Source organism: Kitasatospora sp. NPDC058478, assembly GCF_042720345.1.
Taxonomy (GTDB): domain Bacteria; phylum Actinomycetota; class Actinomycetes; order Streptomycetales; family Streptomycetaceae; genus Kitasatospora.
This window is the reverse complement of record NZ_JBHXML010000041.1, coordinates 1-24,015: the sequence shown is the minus strand read 5'-3', so window position 1 is coordinate 24,015 and position 24,015 is coordinate 1. Positions and strand designations below refer to the sequence as shown.

At 73.0% G+C, this 24,015-nt stretch carries 19 protein-coding genes; 12 read left to right on the top strand and 7 right to left on the bottom strand.

The genetic code is table 11. From position 1 onward, the window contains the following. Positions 1-172 precede the first annotated feature (172 nt). The 7 genes from ACFWPT_RS23075 (at position 173) to ACFWPT_RS23045 (ending at position 8,777) form a co-directional block, all read left to right on the top strand. Positions 173-586 carry a Fur family transcriptional regulator gene (locus tag ACFWPT_RS23075; protein ID WP_380483857.1) on the top strand — a complete coding sequence of 138 codons (414 nt, stop codon included), beginning with the start codon at positions 173-175 and terminating at the stop codon, positions 584-586. Between the two features lie 128 nt (positions 587-714). After that, on the top strand, positions 715-1,116 hold the full coding sequence (locus tag ACFWPT_RS23070; RefSeq protein ID WP_244293282.1) for a GNAT family N-acetyltransferase: 402 nt from the start codon (positions 715-717) through the stop codon (positions 1,114-1,116). 157 nt (positions 1,117-1,273) lie between these two features. After that, on the top strand, positions 1,274-1,819 hold the full coding sequence (locus tag ACFWPT_RS23065; protein WP_380375374.1) for an SRPBCC family protein: 546 nt from the start codon (positions 1,274-1,276) through the stop codon (positions 1,817-1,819). A gap of 228 nt (positions 1,820-2,047) precedes the next feature. Then, complete coding sequence (locus ACFWPT_RS23060; RefSeq protein ID WP_380483855.1) at positions 2,048-3,619, top strand: class I adenylate-forming enzyme family protein; 1,572 nt, start codon at positions 2,048-2,050, stop codon at positions 3,617-3,619. 73 nt (positions 3,620-3,692) lie between these two features. After that, entirely contained in the window at positions 3,693-5,684 is a 1,992-nt protein-coding gene (locus tag ACFWPT_RS23055) for an FAD/NAD(P)-binding protein (RefSeq protein ID WP_380375370.1), read from the top strand. Beyond that, positions 5,681-7,150 (top strand): adenylosuccinate lyase family protein, encoded by a 1,470-nt coding sequence (locus ACFWPT_RS23050; RefSeq protein WP_380483853.1) that lies wholly within the window; start codon positions 5,681-5,683, stop codon positions 7,148-7,150. Before ACFWPT_RS23055 ends, ACFWPT_RS23050 begins: the two co-directional genes overlap by 4 nt. Before the next feature lie 58 nt (positions 7,151-7,208). Then, positions 7,209-8,777: a class I adenylate-forming enzyme family protein gene (locus tag ACFWPT_RS23045; RefSeq protein ID WP_380483851.1), complete on the top strand. Its 1,569-nt coding sequence runs from the start codon at positions 7,209-7,211 to the stop codon at positions 8,775-8,777. 31 nt (positions 8,778-8,808) lie between these two features. Here the strand turns inward: ACFWPT_RS23045 and ACFWPT_RS23040 are convergent, their stop codons facing one another. The 6 genes from ACFWPT_RS23040 to ACFWPT_RS23015 form a co-directional block, all read right to left on the bottom strand. Beyond that, positions 8,809-9,666, bottom strand: coding sequence for an arylamine N-acetyltransferase (locus ACFWPT_RS23040; protein WP_380483849.1), 858 nt, complete (start codon positions 9,664-9,666; stop codon positions 8,809-8,811). A gap of 35 nt (positions 9,667-9,701) precedes the next feature. After that, on the bottom strand, positions 9,702-11,681 hold the full coding sequence (locus ACFWPT_RS23035; protein ID WP_380483847.1) for an anthranilate synthase family protein: 1,980 nt from the start codon (positions 11,679-11,681) through the stop codon (positions 9,702-9,704). Then, complete coding sequence (locus tag ACFWPT_RS23030; RefSeq protein ID WP_063346539.1) at positions 11,678-12,307, bottom strand: isochorismatase family protein; 630 nt, start codon at positions 12,305-12,307, stop codon at positions 11,678-11,680. Before ACFWPT_RS23030 ends, ACFWPT_RS23035 begins: the two co-directional genes overlap by 4 nt. Positions 12,308-12,349: 42 nt before the next feature. Continuing rightward, the gene (locus tag ACFWPT_RS23025) at positions 12,350-13,120 is read right to left on the bottom strand and encodes a 2,3-dihydro-2,3-dihydroxybenzoate dehydrogenase (RefSeq protein ID WP_380483845.1); all 771 of its coding nucleotides are present in this window, start codon (positions 13,118-13,120) and stop codon (positions 12,350-12,352) included. 98 nt (positions 13,121-13,218) lie between these two features. Further along, positions 13,219-14,391, bottom strand: coding sequence for a 3-deoxy-7-phosphoheptulonate synthase (locus ACFWPT_RS23020; RefSeq protein WP_380483843.1), 1,173 nt, complete (start codon positions 14,389-14,391; stop codon positions 13,219-13,221). Positions 14,392-14,887: 496 nt separating this feature from the next. After that, positions 14,888-15,637, bottom strand: coding sequence for a 50S ribosomal protein L11 methyltransferase (locus ACFWPT_RS23015; RefSeq protein WP_380483841.1), 750 nt, complete (start codon positions 15,635-15,637; stop codon positions 14,888-14,890). 262 nt (positions 15,638-15,899) lie between these two features. Here ACFWPT_RS23015 and ACFWPT_RS23010 point away from each other — a divergent pair, with 262 nt between their 5' ends. Continuing rightward, complete coding sequence (locus ACFWPT_RS23010; protein ID WP_380375359.1) at positions 15,900-17,828, top strand: helix-turn-helix domain-containing protein; 1,929 nt, start codon at positions 15,900-15,902, stop codon at positions 17,826-17,828. A gap of 28 nt (positions 17,829-17,856) precedes the next feature. On the opposite strand, the gene ACFWPT_RS23005 is transcribed toward ACFWPT_RS23010, so the two are convergent. Then, positions 17,857-19,086, bottom strand: coding sequence for an IS701 family transposase (locus ACFWPT_RS23005; RefSeq protein WP_380340458.1), 1,230 nt, complete (start codon positions 19,084-19,086; stop codon positions 17,857-17,859). 273 nt (positions 19,087-19,359) lie between these two features. Here ACFWPT_RS23005 and ACFWPT_RS23000 point away from each other — a divergent pair, with 273 nt between their 5' ends. From ACFWPT_RS23000 to ACFWPT_RS22985, 4 genes are all read left to right on the top strand, one after another. Next, a complete protein-coding gene (locus ACFWPT_RS23000; RefSeq protein WP_380483839.1) occupies positions 19,360-20,346 on the top strand; it encodes an NADPH:quinone reductase in 987 nt (328 codons plus the stop codon). Between the two features lie 134 nt (positions 20,347-20,480). Further along, the gene (locus ACFWPT_RS22995; protein ID WP_350886768.1) at positions 20,481-20,960 is read left to right on the top strand and encodes an Rrf2 family transcriptional regulator; all 480 of its coding nucleotides are present in this window, start codon (positions 20,481-20,483) and stop codon (positions 20,958-20,960) included. Positions 20,961-21,037: 77 nt separating this feature from the next. Continuing rightward, entirely contained in the window at positions 21,038-22,258 is a 1,221-nt protein-coding gene (locus tag ACFWPT_RS22990) for an MFS transporter (protein ID WP_380340466.1), read from the top strand. 258 nt (positions 22,259-22,516) lie between these two features. Next, positions 22,517-24,015, top strand: a 1,499-nt coding sequence (locus ACFWPT_RS22985; RefSeq protein WP_380483837.1) for an acetolactate synthase large subunit, incomplete at its 3' end; no start/stop codon positions are given.

Here is a 24,015-nt window from a genome sequence, read left to right as displayed (position 1 = left end):
GGTGTCTTGACTGCTACTTCCTGCTACCCAGGCTATCGCCGGAGCCGATCCTACGATGGACACGATCCACGTCAAGATTGACACCAAACCCATATCCGATCGGGAACCGGAGAGAAGCCGCAATCACTTGGTAAAATCCGGTCCTCCCATTGACCTGAATAGGTGAACCGATATGAGTGACCTGCTGGAACGACTGCGCGGACGCGGCTGGCGCCTCACCTCCCAGCGGCGTGTCGTGGCGGAGGTCCTGGACGGCGAGCACGTTCACCTCACCGCCGACGAGGTCCACGCCCGAGCCGCCGAACGCCTGCCCGAGATCTCCCGGGCCACCGTCTACAACACCCTCGGCGAACTGGTCACCCTCGGTGAGGTCATCGAGGTCTCCACCGACGGCCGGGCCAAGCGCTACGACCCCAACGCCCACCACCCGCACCAGCACCTCGTCTGCACCCACTGCGGCACCATCCGCGACGTCCACCCCACCGACGACCCCCTCACCGCTCTCCCCGCCGACCAGCGCTTCGGCTTCACCGTCACCGACGCCGCCGTCACCTACCGCGGCCTCTGCCCGACCTGCGCGGGCTGACCACGGGCTGACCACGGGCTGACCACGGGCCAGGACTCCCGGTCCCGCCCGGACCGAGGACCGGCATTCCCTGCGAAGATCGGGGGATGGAACTGACGATGGTTGACGTCATACCGGGAAACGCCACCATGGCGACCGATGTCGGGCCGCTGATACGGCAGTTGAGGCCGGCCCTGACCGCCGAGGGGTTCGCCGCCTTCGCCGCCGAGGCGCACGCGCAGGGGCTGGTCTTCACCGCCGCGTACGACGGTCGCGGGCGGTGCGTCGGGGTGGCGACCCACCGGGTGCTGGCGACCAGCCGCGGCCGGCTGCTGTTCGTCGACGACCTGGTGACCGACCGCGCGGTGCGGTCGGCGGGGGTCGGCGGGCGGCTGATGGCGGAGCTGGAGGAGCGGGCCCGGCGGACGGGGTGCGCCCGGATCGAGCTCGACTCGGGGGTGACCAACCACGGCGCGCACCGCTTTTATCACACGGCCCGGATGTCGATCGTCGCCCTGCACTTCGCCCGCGAGATCCGGGCCGGTTCGTAGCGGTTCGAGGGGACGGCCGGTTCACGGCCCGCGGTGCCGGCCGGTTCGCGGCCGTTCGCCGCGGCCCCGGGCCGGAGTTGACACGGAATCACGGAGTTGACGGACCCGCCGGCCTGCCCTTGACCCCCTCCGGGGCCGGGCTGGGACGATCCCCGGCATGGGCGAAACCATCAACGAGAAGCAGCCGATATTCTCCGCCGACGCCGACATTCGCATTTCCGCGACACCGATCGAGGTCTACGCGGTGATCAGCGACCTGCCGCGCAGCGGCGAATGGAGCCCGGAATGCCTGGGCGGTGAATGGACGGTCGGCGAGCCGGCCGCCGTCGGGTCCGTGTTCCGCGGCGACAACCTCCGCGGCGACGACATCGTCGCCTGGGCGCCGGTGGTCCGCGGCCGGTGGACGACCCAGTCCGAGGTGGTCACCGCGGAGCCGGGCCGGACCTTCCGGTGGGCGATACACAACTCGGACGGCCAGAAGCAGGAGAGCATCTGGGGCTTCGACATCGAAGCAGCCGAGGGCGGCGGCAGCCTGCTGACCCACCACTTCCGCATGGACTCGGCCACCCAGGGCATCAAGGGCATCACCGCGGAGATGGACGCGGCCGAGAAGCAGCGCTTCTTCGCGGAGTGGGGCGACAAGATCTCCGGCGATCTGGCCGCCACCCTGCAGCGCATCAAGGCCGTCGTCGAAGAGGCGTGACGCCGGGCGGTATCCGGCCTTTCCGCGATTCGCCCGGAATTCCCGGGCTCGTGCCCGGGCACGCGGCCATTCGGACGCCCGGGCACGCCAATTCACCTCGGACGGTGTCCCTTTCACCGCGGGTGGTGTCCATTCCATTCACGTCAGGCGCCGACGGCGCACAGCCGCGGCCCGGGAGGCGTACAGGTGCTTCTTCAACGTATCGGAAACCGGGGAATTCAGCTCGGGATGCTCTTCGAACGCGCCGCGGCCAGACACGGCGCGAACGTCCTCATCCTCGACCACGACCTCGACGCGGCACCGGAGTTGGGCCGCAGGGCGACTGTCGCCGAGGTGTCGGACCTGGTGGACGACCTGGCCTCCCGGCTCTGGGCGGCGGGCGTGCGGCCGAGCCGGCGGGTGGTGGTGTACAAGGCCGACGGCTTCGACATCACGCTGCTCGCGTGCGCGGCGGCGCGGATCGGGGCGGTCCCGGTCCTGCTGTCGCCGGCTCTGGACGGCGCGACGGTCGCCGAGCTGGTCCGCCGCACCGACCGGCCGTTCCTGGTGACCGACCAGGAGAAGCTGGAGAACGTGCTGCCCGAGACGGTCTTCGACCTCGCCGACCGGGTGGTGCTGACCTCCGGCTCGTACCGGGATGCCGTCGAACTGCGGGCGCTGGCCGGGGTGGAGAGGGTCAAACCCGTCATCATGCCGGCCGACCACCCGACGCTGATCACCCACACCTCGGGCACCACCGGGACGCCCAAGCTGGCCGTGCACACCGGGTTCAGCCTGCAGTCCCGCTACCGCCCGCAGGCCTCCGTCATCGCCCCGCTGATCCCGGGCCGGGAGACCATCGCCATCCACGTCTCCTTCGTCCACTCGCGGCTGATCACCGCGCTGGCGATCTCGCTCTACCGCGGCTTCCCGCTGGTCGTGCTGCGCGAGTCGGACCCGAAGCACGTCGGCGACCTGTTCGCGCGGCTGAAGCCGGGCATCCTGGAGGCGCACCCCAACTCCTTCATGGAGTGGGAGGAGTTGGCGCAGGACCCGCGCGGCCCACTGTCCAACGTCAAGCTGTTCAGCAGCACCTTCGACGCGATCCACCCGCGGACCGTGCACCGGTTGCTGCGCGCCACCCGGCGCCGCTCGCCGCTCTTCGGCCAGCTGTACGGGCAGAGCGAGGTCGGCCCGGCCATCGTCCGCGGCTTCACCCGGCGCCGCACCCTGGACGACGACGGCCGCTGCGTCGGCATGCCGTTCCCCGGGATGACCGACGTCCGGGTGGTCAGCCGGAACGGCAACCCGCCGTCCGAGCGGAACCCGGGCTTCATCGAGGTGCGCAGCGACGGACGCATCGTCACCTATCTCGGCGAGCAGGACCGCTACGACGCCCAGGTGTCGGCGGACGGCTGGTGGCGGATGGGCGACGTCGGCTACCGCACCAAGTGGGGCTGCGTGCACCTGCTGGACCGCGAGGTCGACCTGATCGAGGGCTTCGGCAGCACCCTCGCGGCCGAGGACACCCTGTTCGGCCAGCTGCCCGGCCTCGCCGAGGTCATCATCATCCCCGGCCCGGACGGCAGGGCCGTGCCGGTGGTGTGCACCAAGGACGACGAACCACTGGACCTGGCGGCCTGGCGGCGCGCCGCGGCGTCGCTGCCGCCGATGGCCGAGCCGGTCCACCGGCGGCTGGAGGAGCTGCCGAGGACCGCCACCACCAAGATCAAGCGCCTGGAGCTCGCCCGCCTGCTGCTCGCCGAAGCCCTGCAGGGCACCCGGGTGGACGTGGAAGACGTGGAGGACGTGAAGCCGTGAGTGAGCGAAGCGAGCTCGTCATCGAGAGGTCCGCGTGGGCGCACGCCCCTGCCGAGCGAAGCGAGGCGGGCGCATGAGCACAGTGGGCAGCAAGGCGGCACTGGAGGTCTGCGTCATCGGGGCCGGCCCGCGCGGCCTGTCCGTTCTGGAACGGCTCTGCGCCAACGAGCGCGCAGCGCCCTCGCACGGCTCCATCACGGTGCACATGGTCGACCCGGCCGCGCCCGGCGCCGGCGCCGTCTGGCGCCAGGACCAGTCACGGCACCTGCTGATGAACACCGTCGCCTCGCAGATCACCGTGTACACCGACGACAGTTCCCGGATCGACGGCCCGATCGAGCCCGGTCCGAGCCTGTGGGAGTGGGCGGTGGAGGTCGCCGAGGCCGGCGCCGCCTCCGGGCAGGACGAGGAGTGCGTGGCCGAGGCCCGCACCCTGCAGGCCGACAGCTACCCCACCCGGGCGTTCTACGGGCGCTACCTGAACGCGAGCTTCCGCCGGGTGGTGGACGGCGCGCCCGCGCACGTCACCGTCCAGGTGCACCGCTCGCGGGCGGTGGCGATGGCGGACACCCACGGTGTCCCCGGCGGCCCGCAGGGCATCCGCCTGGAGAACGGCAGCCGGCTCAACCGCCTGGACGCCATCGTGCTCGCCCAGGGCCACGTCGCGGCCCGGCCGACCCCGCACGAGGAGCGGACGGCGAGCCTGTCCCGGATCCACCACCTCACCTACATCACCCCGGCCAACCCGGCGGACCTCGACCTGAGCGGCATCCTGCCGGGCCAGCACGTCCTGTTGCGCGGCCTCGGGCTGAACTTCTTCGACCACATGGCCCTGTTCACGGTCGGCCGGGGCGGCGCCTTCGTCCGCGCGGACGGACGGCTGGTGTACCGGCCGTCGGGCCGGGAGCCGAAACTGTTCGCCACTTCGCGCCGCGGCATCCCGTACCACGCCCGCGGCGAGAACGAGAAGGGCGCGTACGGCCGTTACTTCCCCCGGTTGCTGACCGCCGAGTACATCGCCGGGCTGCGCGAGCAGTCCGCGGCCGGCGAGCCGGTGCAGTTCCGCACCGATCTGTGGCCGCTGATCGCGCGCGAGGTGGAGAGCGTCTACTACGGCACGCTGCTCGACGCGAAGGGCCGCGGCGCCGATCGGGAGCCCTTCGTCCAGCGGTACCTGACGGTCGCCCACGGCGGCGGCTTCGCGGCCCTGCTCGACGAGTACGGCATCCCCGAGTCGGAGCGCTGGGACTGGGAGCGGCTCTTCCGCCCTTACGGGGACCGGGAGTTCACCGGGCCGGAGGACTTCCGCGACTGGCTGCTCGGGTACCTGGCCGAGGACGTCGAGGCGGCCCGCGCCGGCAACCTCAGCGGCCCGCTCAAGACCGCCCTGGACATCCTGCGCGACCTGCGCAACGAGATCCGCCTCGCGGTGGACCACGGCGGGCTGGAGGGGAACTCGCACCGGGACGACCTGGAGGGCTGGTACACCCCGCTCAACGCCTTCCTGTCGATCGGCCCGCCGGTCTCCCGGATCGAGGAGCTGATCGCCCTGATCGAGGCCGGGGTGGTCGAACTCACCGGCCCGGGCACCGAGATCCGGATCGACACCGAGGCGGCCGCCTACGTGCTCACCTCCCGGGCGGTGCCCCAGCCGCCGGTGCGCGCCACCGTCCTGATCGAGGCCCGGCTGCCCGAACCCGACCTGCGCCGCACCACCGACCCGCTGCTGCAGCACCTGCTGAGCACCGAGCAGGCCACCGCGTACCGGATCCCGGGCACGGGCGGCACCGACTACGAGACCGGCGGCCTGGCCGTCACCAAACGGCCGTACCGGCTGCTGGACACCCGGGGCCGCGCGCACCCGCGGCGCTACGCCTACGGGGTGCCGACCGAGTCGGTGCACTGGGTGACGGCGGCCGGAATCCGGCCCGGCGTGGACTCGGTGACGCTCGGCGACTCGGACGCGATCGCCCGCTCGCTGCTCGCCCTGCCACCCACCACCCAGCTGCCCTTCGGGGTCCGGCCGGACGCGGCCGTCACCGACCTGACCGGAGTGCTGATATGACCGACCCTGACGAGCCGGTCGCCCCGCACGGACCCGGCGGCCCGCACGACCCGCACGACGCGGCCGGCATCCTGACCGACTCCGGGCTGCTCTCGCCGGTCCGCGCCGGGACGCCGGTCGAGGCCGCCGTCTGCGACCGGGCCTGGCTGCAGGCCATGCTGGACGCCGAGGCGGCGCTGGCCCGGGCCCAGGCCGGGCTGGGCACCCTGCCGAAGACCGCCGCCGACACCATCACCCGCCTGGCCCGCGCCGAGCTGCTGGACCTGCGGGCCCTCGCGGTCGAATCCCGGGAGACCGCCAACCCGGTGGTCGGGCTGGTCCGGGCGCTGACCGGGGTGGTGGCGGCCGAGGACCGGGCCGCCGCCGAGTACGTCCACCGCGGCTCCACCAGCCAGGACGTCCTGGACACCGGCGCGATGCTGGTGGCCGCCCAGGCCCTGCGGATCATCCGCGCCGACCTCGCCCGCACCGCGCGGGCCCTGGCCGTCCTCGCCGAACGGCACCGGGACACCGTCCTCCCCGGCCGCACGCTCGCCCTGCAAGCCGTACCGACCACCTTCGGCCTCAAGGCGGCCGGCTGGCGCCGGCTCGTCCTGGACGCCGAGCAGCGGCTCGGGCACGTCGCCGAGCACGGCCTGCCGGTCTCGCTCGGCGGCGCCGCCGGCACCCTCGCCGGGTACCTGGAATACGCCCGGATCGACGGCGCGGCCGCGAACGGGGCGGCGCCGGACCCGGGCGACTACCTGGACCGGCTGCTCACCGCCTTCGCCGCCGAGACCGGGCTGGCCCGCCCGGTGCTGCCCTGGCACGCGCTGCGCACCCCGATCGCCGACCTCGCGGGCGCGCTGGCCTTCACCGCCGGCGCCCTCGGCAAGATCGCGATCGACGTGCAGTCGCTGACCAGGACGGAGGTCGGCGAGGTGGCCGAGCCCACCGCGGCCGGGCGCGGCAGCTCCTCCGCGATGCCGCACAAGCGCAACCCGGTACTGGCCACCCTGATCCGCAGCGCCGCGCTGCAGGTGCCGGTGATCGCCACCGGGCTCACCCAGTGCCTGCTGGCCGAGGACGAGCGCTCGGGAGGCGCCTGGCACGCCGAGTGGCAGCTGCTGCGCGAGGCGCTGCGGCTGACCGGGGGCGCCGCGCACACTGCGGTGGAGCTCGCCGAGGGGCTGGAGGTCCGGCCCGAACGGATGCGCACCAACCTGGAACTGACGGGTAGTCAGATCGTCTCGGAACGGATCGTCGCCGTCCTGGCGCCCCGGCTCGGCAAGGCGACGGCCAAGCAGCTGCTCACCGAGGCCTCCGGCGAGGCCGACCGCGATGGGCGGCCACTGGAGCAGGTGCTCGCCGAACTGCCTGCTCTCGACGGCATGTTCGGCAGGGCCGAGCTCTCCCGGCTGTGCGATCCGACCTCGTACACCGGGGCGGCCGGCCCCCTCGTCGACCGGGCCCTGCGCGAGCCGTGAGGCCGGCCCGGCGCCGGACTCCCGAGCGATCTGCGACCAACCGAAGGGGAAGAGGAGCATGTTCCTGCAACGCGTCGGCAACCGAGGCATCCGACTGGGCACGGTCTTCGACCGCGCGGCCGCCCGTCACCCGGCGAGCCCGGTCTACCTCGACCACGACCTCGACATCGCCCCGGAGCTGGGCCGGCGGGTCACCCTGACCGAACTCGCCGATCTGGTCGACGACTTCGCCGCCCGACTGTGGGCTTCCCAGGTCCGCCCCGGCTCGCACGTGGTGATCCACAAGTCGGACAGCTTCGACATCTCCCTGCTCGCCTACAGCGTCGCCCGGGTCGGCGGGGTACCGGTGCTGCTGTCCCCGAAGCTGGACGGCACCACCGTCGCCCGCCTGCTGGGGCGGCTGTCCCGGCCGACGCTGCTCACCGACGCGGCGAAGCTGGAGCAGGAACTCCCGTCCGAGGTGTTCGACCTGACCGAGCGGGTGCTGGTGGCCACCGGGGAGTTCCCGGGCGCGACCGCGCTGGCCGGGCTGGCCGGGGTCGAGCGGGTGGCACCCGTGATCATGCCGCAGGACCAGCCGGCCCTGATCACCCACACCTCGGGCACCACCGGCCTGCCCAAGCTCGCCGTCCAGACCGGCATCACGATCCAGGCCCGCTGCCGCCCGCAGTCGGTGCTGCTCGCCCCGGTCGGGCGGCACGAGCCGATCGCCGTACACGTCTCCTTCGCCCACTCGCGGATGATCAGCGGGGCCGCACTGTTCGCGCTGCGCGGCCACCCCATGATCATCCTGCGGGACGACGAGCCGGAGCACGTCGCGAAGCTGTTCGCCCGGATCCCCCCGGGGGTGATCGAGTCCCACCCCAACACCCTGCTGAGCTGGGAGGTCCTGGCGGACCACCCGGCGAAGCCGCTGGCCAAGGTCCGCTGCTTCAGCAACACCTTCGACGCCATCCACCCGCGCACGGTCGACACCCTGCTGGGCGCGTCCGAGCGCAGCCTGCCGTTCTTCGCCCAGACGTACGGGCAGAGCGAGACCGGCGCCATCGCCGCCCGCACCTACACCCGGCACCGCCGCAGCGGCGCCGACGGCCGCTGCGTCGGGCGGACCTTCCCCGGGATGACCGAGGTCCGGGTGGTCAGCCGGGACGGCCGGCCGGTGACCAAGAACTCCCCCGGCCACATCGAGGTGCGCAGCGGCGGGCAGATCGTCACCTACTTCGGCGAGCGGGAGCGCTTCGAGGGCCAGTTCTCGCGGGACGGCTGGTGGCGGATGGGCGACCTCGGCTACCGCACCCGGTGGGGCTGCCTGCACCTGCTGGACCGCGAGGTCGACGAGATCCCGGGGATCAACAGCACCCTGGACCTGGAGGACAAGCTGTTCACCCGGCTGCCCGAGCTGCTGGAGGTGATCATCGTGCCCGGCGGGGACAAGGCCCCGGTGCCCGTGGTCTGCACCCGGGACGACCAGCCGCTCGACCTCGCCCGCTGGAACCGCGCGGTGGCCGGCCTGCCCACACTGGCCCCGCCGGTGCAGCGCCGGCTGGACGAGCTGCCGCACACCGCCACGACCAAGGTGAAGCGGCTGGAGCTGGCCAGGGAGCTGGCCACGGCCGAGGAGGTCTGAGCCGACGCTTTTCAGGAGGGGCCGACGCGTGTCAGGAGGGGCCGATGGCCGGCAGGCTCCGCAGGACGGACCGCAGGTCCCCGGGCCCGAGCCGGACACCGAAGTCCTCCGCGAGGACGGCGGCGTACCGCTCGTCGGTGAGGTCCGCAGCCTCCGTCGTGCCGTCGGCGCGGCCGACGACCAGCCGTCGGCCGTCGAGGGAGAGCCGGCGCTGTGGCGTGATCCTGGACAGGTAGGCCCGGCCGGTGAACGGGGAGCGCTCGTGGGTGGAGGTGTAGTGGTTCATCACCACGCAGTCGACCTGGTGCAGCGGCAGGCCCGTCTCGAACCGGTAGAGCGGCAACCACCCGTCGGGGCGAAGGAGTTCGAGCACCCAGCAGTCCGGCTCCGAGCCGACCCGGCGGAGCCGGTGAGTCCAGCCGTCGGGCTCGGCCAGGGCGCCGTCGGTCAGCGGCAGCGGCTCCAGCGGCCCCTTGTCGCCGAAGCCGACGTCGGCGAGGAAACGCGCCCGGCCGACCGTCACCAGCAGCACCAGGTGGGTGCGCGGCAGCGGTCGGCCGGCGTTCAGCAGGGCTCGGGCGGCGAGCCTGGTGACCTGGAAGCCCAGGCGTTCCAGCACTGCGGCGAAGAGCAGGTTCTGTTCGAAGCAGTAGCCGCCGCGGCCGCCGGCGACCAGCTTGGCCTGGACGCGGTCCAGGTCGAGCGGGACGCCGCGGCCGAGCGGGATGTCGAGGTTCTCGAACGGGAGGGCCAGCAGGTGGGCGCGGTGCAGCCGGCGCAGCGTCCCGGGCTCGGGGGGCAGCGGGCCAGGGACGCCGATGCGGGCCAGGTAGGCCCCGACGTCGAGCAGTTCCGCTCCCCATTCGCCGGTGGCGCGGTCATCGCCCATCCTGTCGGCCTCTCTCCCGTGCGCTCTCCCGGAGACTACCCGGCAAGGATCGCCCCGGCACGGAGGACCTCGGCGATCAGGCCACCGACGATCCGGGGGCCGTCCTGGGTGAGCACCGACTCGGCGTGGAACTGCATGGACGCGAAGTGCGGGCCGCGCAGGGCGTGCACCTCGCCGGTCTCCCGGTCGCGGGCGGCCTCGACGGTGCCGACGCCGTCCACGTCGACCGTGTCGTGCGGGCTGATGGCGGCGAAGGTGTTGTAGAAGCCCACCCGCTCGCGAGCGCCGAACAGGTCGATCTCGCGTTGGACGCCCTGGTTGGGGACGTCCCGGCGGCGCAGCGGCAGGCCGAGCAGGGTGGACAGCACCTGGTGACTGAGACAGACCGCGACGAACGGGCGCCGCCGGGCGAGCAACTCGGCCACCGCGGAGCGCAGACAGGCGATCTTGGGGTGGTCGGCCTGCCGCGGGTCGCCCGGCCCCGGGCCCATCACGACCAGGTCGAAGCCGTCGAAGGCGTACTGCTCGTCGAATCGACGGATCGTCACCTCAAGCCCCAGTGACTGGAGTTGGTGGCCGATCATGGCGGTGAAGGTGTCCTCGGCGTCGATCACGAGCACCCGGCGCCCGGCGAATTCGGCGAGCCGCCGGCCGCGGTCCGCGTCCTCGGCCAGCCAGAAGTCCGAGATGCCGGTGTTGCGCCGCTCCAGCGCGGCCAGTACCCGGGGGTGGCCGGCGAAGGTGCGCGGGCCTCCGGCTTCCAGCGCGGCCAGCAGCCCGGCCGCCTTGGCCCTGGTCTCGGCGACCTCGGAGGCCGGGTCGGAGTGGCGCACCAGGGTGGCGCCGACTCCGATCCGGATCCGGCCGGCGGTGTCGATGTCGGCGGTGCGGATCAGGATCGCGGAGTCCATCGTGCGCCCGCCGTGCTCGTCCCGGCCGATCAGCGCGGCCACGCCGCTGTAGTAGCCGCGCCCGGCGGGCTCGTAACGGCGGATGACCCGGGCGGCGCTCTCCAGCGGGCTGCCGGTGACGGTCGGGGCGAACATCGTCTCGCGGAGGATCTCGCGCGGGTCGCGGTCGGTCCGGCCCTCGATGAGGTACTCGGTGTGCGCGAGCCGGGCCATCTCCTTGAGGTACGGGCCGACCACCCGGCCGCCGCCCTCGCAGATCCGGGCCATCATCTTGAGCTCCTCGTCGACCACCATGTAGAGCTCGTCGGCCTCCTTGCGGTCGGCGAGGAAGTCCATCACGCCGGCCAGGGTGGGGCCGGAGGCCGGGTAGCGGTAGGTGCCGCTGATCGGGTTCATCACGGCGACGCCGTCGGCCAGGCTGATGTGCCGCTCGGGGCTGGCGCCGACGAATGTCCGCTCCCCGGTGTGCACGACGAAGATCCAGTAGGCGCCCGCCTCGCGCTCCGTCAGCCGGCGGAAGAAGGCCAGCGCGGCGTGCAGGGTGTAGTCGCTGATCTCGGCCAGGAAGGTGCGGCGGACGACGAAGTTGGCGCCGACGCCCTGCCCGATCTCCTCGGCGACCACCCGGCGGACGATGTCGGCGTACTCCTCGTCGCCGAGGTCGAAGCGGGCGCCGGTCAGCTCGGTGGGCCGGTCCGGGATCAGCGCCAGCGCTTCGCCGAGGTCGACGGTGGCGTGCTCGGTCACCGTCATGGCGAGCAGCGGGGCACCGTCGTCCTGGGCCTCGAAGCCGCGCTCGGCGATCTGCCGGTACGGGACCAGGACCAGGACCTCCGGGCCCGGGCGGCCGGGCTCGGGGCCCAGCGGGACACCGTCCAGCGTGTCCGCGGTGGCGACCTCGCCGAACAGGACGTCCAGCGTGCCCGGGCCGGTGGTCTCGGGCCGGTGCAGGAGGGCGAAGGCGGGCGGCCGCTCCGCGAGCACCCGGCGCAGCAGTTCCTCGGTCGTCCGGTCCGTCGTCCGCTCGCTCGCCCGGTCCGTCGTCCGCTCGCTCGCCCGGTCCGTCGTCGGCTCGCTCGCCCGGTCCGTCGTCCGGTCGGTCATGCGAAGGTCTCCTTGGCGGTGATCAGCATCGCGCAGCGTGCGGCGGCGTACTCCAGGGCGAGCCGGTGGTGGGCGGCGGAGAAGTCCGCGACGGCGTCGGCGACCAGGAACGGCCGGATGTCGTTGGTGAAGGCGTCGACGGCCGTCATCAGTACGCCCACGTGGGCGTACACGCCGCACAGGATCAGCTGGTCGCGGCCCTCCTCGCGCATCCGCTGGAGCAGGTCGGAGCGGAAGAAGGCGCTGTAGCGCCACTTGGTGAGCAGCCAGTCGCCGGGGGCCGGGGCGAGCGACTCGACGACCTCGCGGTCGACCGGGTCCATCCGCATCCCGGGGCCCCAGAAGTCCAGCAGCAGCCCGCGCTGTTCGGTGGTCATGCCGCCCGGCTGGGCGGTGTAGGCGACCGGCACGCCGAGCTCGGCGGCCTGGCGGCGCAGCAGGGCGGCGTTGTGCAGCAGCTCCCGGCCGGGTGCCTCGTCCGCCGGGAAGGGGCGCAGGAAGTAGCGCTGCATGTCGTGCACGAGCAGCACCGCGCGGTCCGGGCGGACGGTCCACGACACGGTGTTGTCGGGCAGCTCGCCCGCGGTCGGCATCGGATAGGGCTCGATGGTCGGAATGCCTGCCATGCGGTGGACTCTCCTGGGGGAGTGGTGAGTTGGGCGAGCCGGTCAGGCGCCGAGGCCGGCGCCGCCGTCGACGGTGAGGTCGTGCAGGGTGATGTGGCCGGCCGCGTCGGAGAGCAGGAAGAGCACGGCGGCGGCGATGTCGGCGGGGCTGGCCAGCTTGTTGAGCGGGATGCCGACCCGGAAGGCGTCCGCGCGACCGTGCAGGGTGCCCTGCGGGCCGGATTCGTCGTGCCACATCGAGGTGAGCATCGGGGTGTCGGTGGATCCGGGGGCGACGAGGTTGCAGCGGATGCCGTACCTGGCGACCTCCAGGCCGAGGCTCTTGGTGAACATCGTCGCGGCGGCCTTGGAGGCGGCGTAGGCGGCCATCTCGGTGCGCGGGGTGCGGGCGGCGTTGGAGGCGACGGTGACGATGGCGCCGCGCCCGCGCGGGATCATCCGGTCGACCACCGCGCGGGAAACGTGGAAGACGCCGTTGACGTTGACCGCGAAGGTGGCCGCCCAGTCCTCGACGGAGAAGTCCCGGACCTCGCCGAGGCGCAGCACCCCGGCGGCGTTGACCAGTTGGTCCACCGGCCCGAGTTCGCGCTCCACCTGGTCGACGAGCAGGTCGACGGCGCGGTGGTCGCTGACGTCCACCGGGTAGGCCTCGGCCCGCAGGCCCTCCTCGGCGAGGGCGGCCACGGTCTTGCGCAGGCCCTCCTCGTCGCGGTCCGCCGCGGCCACCGCGGTGCCCTGTTCGGCCAGGGCGCGGACCACGGCCGCGCCGATGCCGCCTGCTGCCCCGGTGACCAGGGCGATCGTGTTCGTCACTGCCGGACCTCCCTCGGGGCCGGCGCGCGGCCGGCCCGTTGCTCTCTCGGTTGCTCTCTCGGTGTGGCGGTGCGTGGCGCCGTTCCGGGCGCGGCGGGTCAGCCCTCCCAGGCGGAGACCACGGTGATGGCCTGGCCGGGGTTGAGCCGGGGATCGCAGAAGCTGGTGTACTTGTCGCCGACGTGCGCCATCCCGGAGGCGTCGTGGGCGCACTCGGTGACGTCGTCGGGCGTGGTCTCCAGGTGCAGGCCGCCGGCCACGCCGCCCTCGGAGCGGACGGCGTACTGGAAGTGCTGGATCTCCCGGACGACGGTCTCCACGAAGCGGGTCTTCAGCCCACCGGGCGTGGTGACGGTGTTGCCGTGCATCGGGTCGGTGAGCCAGATGACCGGGTGGCCGGCCTCCCGGACGGCCCTGACCAGCGCGGGCAGCCGGTCGGCGACGACCTCGGCGCCCATCCGGGCGATCAGGGTCAGCCGTCCGGGCTCGCGGCGCGGGTCGAGCCGCGCGCACAGCTCCAGCAGTTCCTCGGGCGCCATGCCGGGGCCCACCTTGCACGCGACCGGGTTGGCCACGGACGCGAGCATCGCGACGTGGGCGCCGGCCACGTCGCGGGTCCGCTCGCCGATCCACGGCCAGTGCGTGGACGTCAGGAGGCTTTCGGTGTAACTGATCTGACGGATCATCGGAACTTCGTAGTCGAGCAGCAGCGCCTCGTGGCTGGTCCACACCGGCGGGCTGAGCGGCGAGCGGCGGTCCGGATCCGGCCAGCCGAGTTGGGTCATCGCCTCGGCCGCCGCCCAGTAGCAGTCGAGCAGCCGCCGCGGGTCGGGGCGGCGCAGCTCCGGGTCGGGTTCGGGGCTGTTGACCAGGTGGCCGCGGAAGACCGGGATCTCCAGGCCGCCGACGAACTCGGTCGGTTTGGAGCGGGGCTTGGCGAACTGGCCGGCCATCCGGCCGACCCGGACCACCGGCCGGTGGGTGGCCATCGTGACGATGCCGGCCAGGACGTCCAGCAGCCCGGTCTTGCGGGCGACGTCGCCCGCGGTGCACTCCGCCGGGTCCTCGGCGCAGTCGCCGATCTGTACGACCTGGGCCCGCCCGGCCGCGACCTCGGCGAGCACGGAGCGCAGCCGCCGGACGTCGGCCGGGCCGACCAGCGGCGGCAGACCGGCCAGCCGGTCCTTGATGTCGGGAAGGTGCTCGTGGTCGGCCCAGTCGGGCTGATGGAGTGCGGGCCGGGACAGGAGCGCGGACAGGGCGGTGACCATGGGTGTCTCCCAGGGCGAAGGTGCGCCGGCTCGGCGGCGCGCACGGAAGGGCGTCGTGGCGAGGCTGTGGATGGCACGGGTCGGGGAGGACCGGCGGGCCCGCGGCCCGGGTCCCGGTCCGGCAGCGGTCCGCCGGCCGCCGAACGGCTGAGGCTCTTCCAGATCTTGTGGCGTGCCGCCAGGTGTCGCCAACGCCCGCCCCCGCACTTCGTCAGGTGGCGGATACTCCATCAGGTGGCGGCACACTCCGTCAGATGTCGCCCGGGGACGACGAAGAACGGTGACGGCGGACCCTCGAAGAGGTCCGTCCCGAGGTGGCGGACCGGCGAGATCCGGCCATGGAACGGCTCGGGCGCGCGACCCGCCCGGACGCCGTACGGCACGGCCGGACCCTGGTGGCCCAGGCCTACCCCGGGGGTGGGCGGACCACCGTGCGCCGGCGCCTCGTGGCACATGCCGAAGTCGGCGTGGCAGGTAGGGTCGCCGGACCCGGACGTCAGAAGCCGGTACCGGGTGCCGTCTCGCGGGCGGCCCGGCCGCGCGCCACGGCCACCTCGATCAACATGTGCTCGACCTCCTGCTCGCCCTCCGGGAAGACGCCGCCGCGCACCACCCGCAGGGTGCGCCCGCATTCCTCGGCGATCCGGCTCAGCGCCGTCAGGTCGCCGCGCTCGCTGAAGTGCAGCAGCACCGAGCCGCCCGGAGCCAGCCGGCCCGGAGCCTCGACGAGGAAGCGGCGGTGGGCGGCGTAGCCCGGGTCGACGTAGCCGCGCTCGTGCATCGTCCGGTAGCGGTAGTCCTCCGGCGCGAGCACGTAGTTGGAGTGCCAGAAGACGGTGTCGAAGCGCTCCTCGGGCGCGAGCGCGGCGAACAGGTCGCTGTGCACGCTGTGGACGCGGTCGGCGACGCCGTGCCGGTGGGCGTTCATCTCGGTGTTGCGGACGGCGGCCTCGTTGATGTCGCCGGCCACCACCCGGGCATGCCCGGCCAGTGCCGCGGCCACCGCGATGACGCCGGTGCCGCAGCCGATCTCCAGCAGCGAGCCGGAGCGCCCGGCGGCCCGCGGGTCGTCCAGGCCGAGCAGGCGCATGGAGATCTCGGTGGTGGGCGAGTAGACCGGGGCGAAAATCCCTGGCAGCAGGTCCCATTCGCGGCCGCAGAGCCGGAAGGTCGCGGGCCGGTGCGCGTGCTCCAGCGCGGCCCTGCTTCGTTCCAGCGAACGGCGGTAGTCCTGTAGCGCGTTCATGCCGTCCGCCTGTGCTCCCACCGCGCCAGCTGGGCGTTGTCGCCCGGACCACCTCCCTGGTGGCCACCACTTCATCCTCCTCAACCGGCACGGGCGGCGGGAAGGTGACCCGGCAACACATCGGGGGCCACTCGGCGGTGCCCTCTCCACCGTCCACACCGTGGAATCATCCGAGCCCCACCCAAAGTGACATGATAAACACGTTGTAGCACCTGGCATGTGCCAGGCAAAACGGCTGGTATGTACGGGTGGGGGATAAGAGATGGCCCAACAGGGGGTCCGGAAGCGGCCTGACGCGCTGACCGTACTGACCTTGCTGGTGGCGGAGGCACCACCGGCGCGCATCGAGTCACTGCTCGCCGAAGCCGCCTGCGGCGGCGCCCCCGAGGCCGAGACGGCCGCACTCGAGCGGGCCGTCCGGCTCGGACTGGACATCTGCGCCCAGCGCCGCGGGCGCCAGCAACGCGAAGCGGGCCTGTCCGCGCTGCTCGACACCGCCCGGGACCTCCTCGTCCCCGACACCCTCGACGGGGTGCTCAAGGCCGTCACCCGGCGCTCGCGTCTGCTCCTCGGCGCGGACATGGCGTACGTCAGCTTCCCCGGACCGGAGGACGGCCTGTCCTACATCCGGGCGTCGGACGGCCACACCTCCACCCTCAACGTCGGCCTCCAGCTGACCGGCGGCTCCGGACTCGGCCACGCCGCCGTCGCCAACCTCGCGCCGGTCTGGACCCCGGACTACCTCGACGACAACCGGATCCAGCACAGCACCGACATCGACGAGGTGGTCCGGACCGAGGGGCTGCGCGCGATCATGGCCGTCCCGCTGAGCTACGGCCCGCACCCCTTCGGCGCGCTCTACGTCGCCGACCGCAATGTGCGGCACTACACCCCGGAGGAGATCTCCACCGCGAACCTGCTCGGCGAGCTCGCCGGCCTGGCCGTCCAGCGCACCCTCGTCCTCGACGACGCCAAGGCCACCGTGCAGACCCTGCGCGAGGAGCACGGACGCACCACCGAGTCGCTGCGGGAGCTCAGCGAGCACCGGCGCATCCATCACGAGCTGATCGAACGGGCGCTGACCGACTGCGAACTGCACGGCCTCGCCGAAGCCGTGAGCCGGAACCTGGGTGGCGCGCTGCGGATCCACGCAGCGGACGGCACCGTCCTGACCACCACCGGCCGGATGCCCGAGACCGGCCCCGCCGCCGCGGATGTGCACGCCGCCAAACGCCCGGTCCACACCGCGGACGGCCTCTGGGCGGCCCCGGTCACCGCCGGAGGCGAGATACTCGGCACCCTGGTGTTCCGCCCCGAGGACCTCCCCGCGGCCGGCATCGACGAACTGCTGCACCTGGCCGCCCAGGCGGTGGCGGTGCAGCTGCTGCGCACCGGCGACACCACCGTCGCGCAGGGCCGCGCCCACGGCGAGCTGCTGGAGGACCTGCTCACCAGCGCCCAGCGCCCGCCGCAGCAGTTGGAGGAGCGCGCCCGCCGGCTCGGCATCAACCTGGCCACGCCGCACGTGGTGGTGGTCGTCCGCCCCGAGGCCCGAGCGGTCGGCCGGGCCTGCGCCCTGGCCACGGGCCTGGCCCAGCGACTGAACGGGCTGCGGGTCGGGCACGGCGGCAACGCCGTGCTGCTGCTGCCCGGCACCGACGCCGGCGCGACGGCCCGGGCCGTCCTGAACGAACTCGCCCCGCTGCTCAGCGAACCGGTCACGGTGGCGGCGGCCGGGCCGGTCGCGGACGCCGCCTCGGTCTTCCACTGCCACCAGGAGGCGCTGCGCTGCCTGGAGGCGATGATCGCCCTCGACACCACCGGCCGCTCGGCCTCCCCCCGCGAGCTGGGCTTCCTCGGTGTCCTGCTCGCCGACAACCGGGACGTCCGCTCCTTCGTCGACTCGGTCATCGGTCCGGTGCTCGAGTACGACCGGCAGCGGTTCACCGACCTCGGCCGCACCCTGGACGCCTACTTCGAGACCGGAGCCAGCCCCACCCGGGCCGCCCAGAAGCTGCACGTCCACCCGAACACCGTCGCCCGCCGCCTGGAACGCATCGCGGAACTGCTCGGCCCCGACTGGCAGGACCCCGGCCAAGCGCTCGAAGTCCAGCTCGCCCTACGGCTCTCGCGCGTCCGCGACCTCCTCATCAAGGACGGCCCGTCGGCGGGAGTCGGCCAAGGAACCTAGGGCGCGGGCGCGAGTTCGACGACGGACCCTAGCTCACGCGGCGGAGCGAGCGGCCGCCGGTGTGGGAGAGGGCCACGACCGCGTGTGCGGCCGAGGCGAGGGTGACATGGCGGTGCCAGCCGTTGAAGGAGCGGCCGGTGTAGTCGCGGATGCCGGTGCGGTCCGCGATCTCGTCGAAGTCCCGCTCGACCCGGCCGATCCGCAGGCTCAGCCGGAACAGCTGGGCCGGCGTGGCGTCCGGGATGTCGGCCAGCCACAGCTCCTGCGGCCAGCGCCGGCCGGAGCTGCCCGCGCCGAGCAGCAGCAGGTCGCGGTCCGGGCCGTCCGGCCTGCGGTTCACTCCCAGGGGGCGGGCCGCCCCGGTCACCGTCCGCACCCGGACGGCACCGACCAGCGCGGTGCACAGCCCGGCGTCCTGGCCGTGGTCGGTCCAGGTCACCATCCGCCTGCGGTCCCGGCACGCCCCGATGATCCGGTGGGCCGGCATCGCCTCCGCGCCGTGCCCGGCCCCCTCGGCCGGGCGGAGCGGCAGCGTGCTGTTGATCCGCACGAGGAACGGCACCCCCGCCGCGCGCAGCCGCCGCAGCGCCTTCATCCCGTCCAGCTCCCGGACGTCCATCACCACCGGCAGCGTGGGCAGCCGCCAGTCCGAGGTCAGCTCCAGCACCGCCTCGACCGAGCAGTCGCCCAGCGTCCGGGTGTCCACACTCGCCGGGATGGACGCCTGGCTGCGCCGCGGCACGTCGTCCAGCCACGCCCGGGACAGGTGCAGCCGCCAGTTCACCGGCATGCTCACCTCCTCGGACGCCGCCCAGACGCCCACCGCCTGCTGCGCGTTGAGCACCTGGCCGAGCGAGGAGATGAACCGGCGATCCACGCCCACCGAGTGCTCCCCGGCCTTCGGGATGACCGTCTGCTGCACCACCCAGGCCTGCGGCGGCGCGACGGACGTCACGTAGTGCGCCAGCGCGGCGCGCACCGGGTCCCACTCCCAGGTGGAGCTGCTGATGAAGTGGTGCAGGTTCTGCTCCGTGGCCTGCCCGCCGATCAGCCGCGCGATGTTGCGCACCGACTTGCGGCCCTCCGCGCCCAGCAGTCCGCGCAGGTACTCCACGCCCTTGCGGCGCTGGTCCGCCCGGGGCAGCGACGCGAACAGCGCCGGGCACAGCTCCGAGAGGACGATGTCGTGGGAACTACCGACGCCCGGCTTGCGCCCGGGCGTTCGCGTGTCCCTGATGTGCAGGGCGAAGTCGCTCATCGAGATCCCCAACCTCTACATGGCAGACGCATCTTCAGATGGGTCGACGGTATGCAGAGGGCTCGGGCCGGGCCCAGGTGCACCGGACACACGGCTGCACGCGCGGCCTATGGCCGGACCACCGGACAGCGCACGCGAGCAGGCGCGATCGCCCCCGGAGCCGCCCGGCGGGGTGTGCCGGGGCCATCAGGGGCGGGCCGACCGCGCGCGAGTTGACGAACAAACGACTTCCGTGCGGCACCCCGGCGCCGACCGGTGGAAGACTCTCCGAGCATGCGAGCAGCCTTCATCGAGGCCCTCGGGCCGCCCGAGAACATCCGCTACGGCGAACTTCCCTCCCTCCGTCCCGGGCCGACCGACATCCTGGTCGACGTCACGGCCACCACCGTCAACCCGGTGGACACCTTCGTCCGCTCCGGCCTCTTCCGCACCCCGGTCGAGTTCCCGTTCGTGATCGGCCGCGACCTGGTCGGCACCGTGGCCGCGGCCGGGCCGGCCGCCCCCGGCTTCGCCGTCGGCGACCGGGTGTGGACCAACAGCCTCGGCCACGGCGGGCGCCAGGGCGCCGCCTCCGAGCAGGTCGTCGTCCCCGCCGACCGCCTCTACCACCTCCCTGAGGGCGTCCTCCCCGAGGAGGCCGTCGCCGTCGTCCATCCGGCCGCGACCGCCTACCTCGGCCTGTTCACGCACGGCCGCCTGCGGGCCGGTGAGACCGTCCTGGTGGCCGGCGCGGCCGGGAACGTCGGCTCCGCGCTGGTCACCCTCGCCGTCGACGCCGGGGCCCGGGTCGTCGCCACCGCCTCCGCCCGCGACCTGGAACAGTGCCTCGCCCTGGGTGCGGCCGAGGCCCTGGACTACCGCGATCCGGACCTCGCCGAACGGCTCGCCCAGGCCTGCCCCGGCGGCGTCGACCTCCACCTCGACACGTCCGGGGAGAACGACCTGGCCACCGCCGTCGACCTGCTCGCCCCGCGCGGACGGATCGTCCTGCTGGCCGGCGCCCGCTCGCGGCCGATCCTCCCGGTCGGGCCGCTCTACATGAAGGACTGCTCGATCGCCGGCTTCGTGATCTCGCATGCGACCAGCACCGAACTGGCCGAGGCCGCCGTCGCCATCAACCGCCTGCTCGCGGCCGGACGGCTGCGCCCCCTGGCGGTCGAGACCCTTCCGCTGAGCGCCGCCGCCGAGGTCCACGGCCGAATGGAACGCGGCGAGCTGCACGGCAGACGGGTGATCCTCAGGCCCGATTCGCAGGCCTGACCGGACGCCTGCCAACTGTTGTACCGGAGGTCCGGCAGGGCCGCAACGCCCTCGTCGGGCCGCGACTTGACATATTCCGGGCCTCCGGCACGTCCGGCCTGCGGCACAGAACCTGGACGTGTATTGTCCTGGTTATGCGAATGGGTGAAGGAGTCGAGTGGGGCCTGCACTGCTGCCTCACCCTGGCATGGCTCGACAGTGACCAACCGGTTCCGACGGCACGGCTGGCGGCCTGGTTCGACCTGCCGCCGGCCTACCTGACCAAGCGCCTACAGGCGCTGGTCCGGGCCGGCATCCTGAGCTCGACGCCAGGTTCCAAGGGCGGTTTCCGGCTGGGCCGACGGCCGGAGAAGATCACTCTGATGGACGTGGTCGCCGCCATCGAGGGCCCCGACGACGTGTTCCGCTGCACCGAGATCCGCCAGCGTGCGGACGGCGGTGGCGCCATCGCACGGGAGTTCCGACAGCCGTGCGGGATCGCCACCGCGATGCGCAAGGCCGAACTGGCCTGGCGCCGCGAACTCGCCGGGCAGACGGTGGCCGACCTCATGGCCGCCGCGCCGGGCGGGGCCGCCGACCGCACCCGACGCCACTACGCCCGCATGACCGGCTGACCGCACGCCCGACGGTCCGACCGCCTCACCGCGCGGCGACACCACAGCACACGCACCGACCCGCAAGGAGAATCTGGATGTCCAGTGTCTCGATTCCGGCCGACCGGAAAGCTCCGGCCGAACCCGGCTCACCACCCCAGGGCGGCCTGTCCTCCACCCTCGTCCTCGCCTTAGGCACATTCGCCGTCGGCACGGACGCCTTCGTCGTGGCCGGCTTCCTCCCCTCCATGGCCAAGGACCTGCACGTCTCCTCGGCCACGGCCGGCCAGTCGATCACCGTCTTCGCCGCCGCCTACGCCGTCCTCTCCCCCGTCCTGGCCACCCTCCTCGCCCGGCTTCCCCGCCGAACCCTGCTGATCACCGCACTGTTCACGCTCGGCATCGCCAACCTCGGCTCGGCACTGGCCCCCAACATGGCCGTGCTGATCATCAGCCGCATCATCGCCGCCGCCGGCGCCGCCGCCTACACCCCCAACGCCGGAGCCGTCAGCGCCTCCCTCGTCCGCCCCGAACTGCGGGCCCGCGCCCTCGCCGTGGTCATCGGCGGCCTCACCATCGCCACCGCACTCGGCGTGCCGCTCGGCAACGCCGCCAGCCACTGGCTGGGCTGGCGCACCGCCCTCGGCCTCGTCGCCGGACTCTGCCTGCTCGTCGCCGTGATACTGCGCCTGATCATGCCGTGGCTCCCCGGCAACGTCCGGGTGCCGCTACGCACCCGCCTCGCCGTCCTGCGCCGACCGGCCGTCCTCGCCGTCCTGCCGCTCACCATCCTCGGCATGGGCGCCAGCTACACCGCGTACGCCTACAGCGTGCCCATGCTGGAAGCCGTCAAGGTGCCCGAGAGTTCCATCCTGTGGATGCTCTTCCTGTACGGCCTCGGCGCCGTCATCGGGAACCTCGCCGCGGGCTACACCACCGACCGCTGGGGCTCCACCAAGGTCCTGATCATCGGCTACACCGCCATGGTCGTCGCCCTCGGGGCCCTCGCCTGGCTCGCCGCCTCCGACTCCGACCTCAAGCCCGTCGTCGGCCTGCTGGTCCTCCTCTGGGGCGCCAGCAGTTGGTGCCAGACACCCCCGCAGCAGCACCGCCTGATCGAGGTCGCCCCCCAGGAGGCCCCGCTGGTGGTCTCCCTCAACTCCTCCTCCATCTACCTCGGCATCGGCCTCGGCACCATCATCGGCGGCTCCACCCTCGGCGCCGGCGCCGCGACCGTGTACGGCCTGGGCGCGGCCATCGCCGCCATCGCCCTGATCTTCCTGCTCTTCACCCGCCACTCGCCCACGAACAAAGGCTGAGGCGCGAGACACCTCCTGCGGGCCGGTCAACTCCCTTCCGGTCACCGCTTCCTGACGGTGCGGCGTCGCACCGAGCGCTGAAACACCCCTCAGCACGCGACGACCGACGACCGGCGCGGAGACAGACCCTGCTGCCCCGGTTTCCCCGACACGTCCCTGGCCGCCCAACGGCGCCGCGCACCGCAGCGGCCCCGGCCACGGACACCACCCCGCACTCCCCGCGGGACCACCACGTCGACGAAACCGAGAGATTGCCAGATGACCCAGTTGAGCGAGTCCCCCGTGACCACCCACAGCGCCGAGACCACCGAATCGACCCCCGCGCCGGTCACCCCCGACGCACGGACCACGCCCGCGGAGTCCGGGACGACCGGCGCCCAGGCATTGATCCGTGCACTCGAAGAGGTCGGAGTGGACACCGTCTTCGGCATCCCGGGCGGAGCCATCCTTCCCGCGTACGACCCGCTGATGGACTCGGCCAAGGTGCGCCACATCCTGGTCCGCCACGAGCAGGGCGCCGGCCACGCCGCCACCGGATACGCCCAGGCCACCGGCCGGGTCGGGGTCTGCATGGCCACCTCCGGCCCGGGCGCGACCAACCTGGTGACCCCGATCGCCGACGCCTACATGGACTCGGTGCCGATCGTCGCGATCACCGGCCAGGTCCCCTCGACCCTGATCGGAAGGGACGCCTTCCAGGAGGCGGACATCTGCGGCATCACCATGCCGATCACCAAGCACAACTACCTGGTCACCGACCCCGACGAGATCCCCCGGGTGATCGCCGAGGCGTTCCACATCGCCGCCACCGGCCGCCCCGGCCCCGTCCTCGTCGACATCACCAAGGACGCCCTCCAGGGCCTGACAAGGCATCGGCAGGTCGAGCCCTCGCTGCCCGGCTACCGCCCGGTCACCAAGCCGCACGCCAAGCAGATCCGCGAGGCCGCGAAGATGCTGGTGGGCGCCAAGCGCCCGGTGCTGTACGTCGGCGGCGGCGTGATCAAGGCGCAGGCCACCACCGAGCTGCGGATCCTCGCCGAGCTGACCGGCGCCCCGGTGGTCACCACCCTGATGGCGCTCGGCGCCTTCCCCGACAGCCACCCGCAGCACCTGGGCATGCCCGGCATGCACGGCTCCGTCCCGGCCGTCACCGCACTCCAGAAAACCGACCTGCTGTTCACCCTCGGCGCCCGCTTCGACGACCGCGTCACCGGCAAACTGGACAGCTTCGCCCCGCACGCCAAGGTCGTCCACGCCGACATCGACCCGGCCGAGATCGGCAAGAACCGCCCCGCCGACGTGCCGATCGTCGGCGACGCCCGCGAGGTGCTGGCCGATCTGATCGTCGCCGTCCAGGCCGAGTTCGACGCCGGACACAAGGGCGACTACTCGCAGTGGTGGGAGAAGCTCGACGAGTGGAAGAAGACCTACCCGCTCGGCTACGAGCCCGCCCCGGGCGGCCGCCTCTCCCCGCAGCAGGTCATCGAGCGGATCGGCCGACTGGTCGGCCCCGACGCGATCTACGCCGCGGGCGTCGGCCAGCACCAGATGTGGAGCTCGCAGTTCATCCGCTTCGAGAAGCCGGGCACCTGGCTCAACTCGGGCGGCGCGGGCACCATGGGCTACGCCGTCCCCGCCGCGATGGGCGCCAAGGCCGGCCGCCCGGACACCGCGGTCTGGGCCATCGACGGCGACGGCTGCTTCCAGATGACCAACCAGGAACTGGCCACCTGCGCCCTGAACGACATCCCGATCAA

Coding starts and splice junctions, on each gene's coding strand:
- ACFWPT_RS23075 (WP_380483857.1), top strand. CDS start 173: ATGAGTGACCTGCTGGAACGACTGCGCGGACGCGGCTGGCGCCTCACC.
- ACFWPT_RS23070 (WP_244293282.1), top strand. CDS start 715: ATGGCGACCGATGTCGGGCCGCTGATACGGCAGTTGAGGCCGGCCCTG.
- ACFWPT_RS23065 (WP_380375374.1), top strand. CDS start 1,274: ATGGGCGAAACCATCAACGAGAAGCAGCCGATATTCTCCGCCGACGCC.
- ACFWPT_RS23060 (WP_380483855.1), top strand. CDS start 2,048: ATGCTCTTCGAACGCGCCGCGGCCAGACACGGCGCGAACGTCCTCATC.
- ACFWPT_RS23055 (WP_380375370.1), top strand. CDS start 3,693: ATGAGCACAGTGGGCAGCAAGGCGGCACTGGAGGTCTGCGTCATCGGG.
- ACFWPT_RS23050 (WP_380483853.1), top strand. CDS start 5,681: ATGACCGACCCTGACGAGCCGGTCGCCCCGCACGGACCCGGCGGCCCG.
- ACFWPT_RS23045 (WP_380483851.1), top strand. CDS start 7,209: ATGTTCCTGCAACGCGTCGGCAACCGAGGCATCCGACTGGGCACGGTC.
- ACFWPT_RS23040 (WP_380483849.1), bottom strand. CDS start 9,666: ATGGGCGATGACCGCGCCACCGGCGAATGGGGAGCGGAACTGCTCGAC.
- ACFWPT_RS23035 (WP_380483847.1), bottom strand. CDS start 11,681: ATGACCGACCGGACGACGGACCGGGCGAGCGAGCCGACGACGGACCGG.
- ACFWPT_RS23030 (WP_063346539.1), bottom strand. CDS start 12,307: ATGGCAGGCATTCCGACCATCGAGCCCTATCCGATGCCGACCGCGGGC.
- ACFWPT_RS23020 (WP_380483843.1), bottom strand. CDS start 14,391: ATGGTCACCGCCCTGTCCGCGCTCCTGTCCCGGCCCGCACTCCATCAG.
- ACFWPT_RS23015 (WP_380483841.1), bottom strand. CDS start 15,637: ATGAACGCGCTACAGGACTACCGCCGTTCGCTGGAACGAAGCAGGGCC.
- ACFWPT_RS23010 (WP_380375359.1), top strand. CDS start 15,900: ATGGCCCAACAGGGGGTCCGGAAGCGGCCTGACGCGCTGACCGTACTG.
- ACFWPT_RS23005 (WP_380340458.1), bottom strand. CDS start 19,086: ATGAGCGACTTCGCCCTGCACATCAGGGACACGCGAACGCCCGGGCGC.
- ACFWPT_RS23000 (WP_380483839.1), top strand. CDS start 19,360: ATGCGAGCAGCCTTCATCGAGGCCCTCGGGCCGCCCGAGAACATCCGC.
- ACFWPT_RS22995 (WP_350886768.1), top strand. CDS start 20,481: ATGCGAATGGGTGAAGGAGTCGAGTGGGGCCTGCACTGCTGCCTCACC.
- ACFWPT_RS22990 (WP_380340466.1), top strand. CDS start 21,038: ATGTCCAGTGTCTCGATTCCGGCCGACCGGAAAGCTCCGGCCGAACCC.